Genomic DNA, 1,419 nt, shown 5'->3' on the forward strand with positions numbered 1-1,419 from the left:
TAAGAGAATGGTTCCAAGTTCTTAGAAAGAAAAATACTTCAGTTGTTTTTGCTACTCAATCATTATCAGATATAGCAAATTCAAATATATTAAGTGCAGTTTTAGACGCTTGTTACACTAGATTTTTCTTACCTAATGCAAATGCAAAACAAGATAGTGATATATATAAATTGTTTGGATTAAATGAAAGAGAAATTGAAATAATTTATAGTGCGATTATTAAAAGACAATACTATTTTAAAAGTCCTAAAGGTAGTAGATTATTTGAATTAGCATTGAGTCCATTAGAATTAGCTTATGTTGCAACATCAGGAGAAATAGATCAACAGAAATGTAAAGAGTATTATCATCTATCAACTGAAGAATTTAATATAAAATGGTTAAATTATAAAAAATTAGATGGAGAAACTATTGTAAGAAATGTCAATTTATTAATGGAAAATCAAAATCGGGAGGAAGATAAAAAATGAAAAAATATTTATTACTAGGAGCATTAGCAATTAGCTCTTTGACTATGGCTAATGAAGTTCAATCAATAGGGATAGCAACAACATTCTCAAATTCAATTTATAGAGCTAAAGACCAAATAAGACCCTTACCATTGGTTAATTTGAGTTACGATAGATTTTTTATAAATGGTGGAACAGTAGGAATTAAAGCATATGAGGAAGATGGTTTTTCTTGGTCAGTAATTGGAGAACCATTAGGTGGATATTTTGAAGGATGGTCTATTAGTAATTCTGATATGGATAAGGGTTATAATATAAAAGATAGAAAGAGTCAATTGATGGGTGGTTTATCAATGGATTTTGATTTTACAGAAGATACAGTTGGAAATATAAATTATATATGGGGAGAACATGGTTCAAAAGGAGAAATAAATCTTTCTAAGATTATTTATATAAATGATAGAGTGGCAATTTTACCAACATTATCTTTTAAATATTATGATAAAGAGTTTTTAAATTATTATGTAGGAGTTTCTCAAGAAGAAGCTATAAGAAGTCCTCAAATTAATAAAAGTTATTCAACATCAGATTCTTTTAGTGCAGGAGCTAATATAGCAATAGAAACAAACATAACAGAGCAACTTGTGGTTAATACATTTGTGGGAGTAGAGTATTTTGATGATAAAATTTCAGATTCTCCAATTGTAAGAAGTAATAATCAAGTATACGGGGGAATTGGAATAAGATATTCATTTTAAACTTTGCTTCAACTTGAAGCAAAGTTTATATTAGGATTAAGATTAAAGAAACGGGAGAAGGATTATGTGTAAAGAAATTATTAATAACAAAAAATTTACAGAGGATGAAATAAAAGAAGCAAGTAATCGAGCATTTAACGATTTAATGAGAGAGTTAGATAATAAAGAATATAAAATTTTAAAAGCTATAACAACTTATAATTTAAATTTTA

General features: G+C 27.0%; 1 protein-coding gene and 1 pseudogene. Both read left to right on the forward strand.

What is annotated here, in order from left to right; genetic code table 11:
- A pseudogene (locus L988_RS13840) lies at positions 1-470 on the forward strand (conjugal transfer protein TrbE); the annotation flags it as partial.
- A complete protein-coding gene (locus tag L988_RS09805) occupies positions 467-1,207 on the forward strand; it encodes a MipA/OmpV family protein (protein ID WP_047383836.1) in 741 nt (246 codons plus the stop codon). The pseudogene L988_RS13840 and the gene L988_RS09805, both read left to right, overlap by 4 nt.
- The last annotated feature ends 212 nt before the right edge of the window (positions 1,208-1,419 follow it).

Origin of the sequence: Cetobacterium sp. ZWU0022, assembly GCF_000800875.1 — a bacterium.
Lineage (GTDB): Bacteria > Fusobacteriota > Fusobacteriia > Fusobacteriales > Fusobacteriaceae > Cetobacterium_A.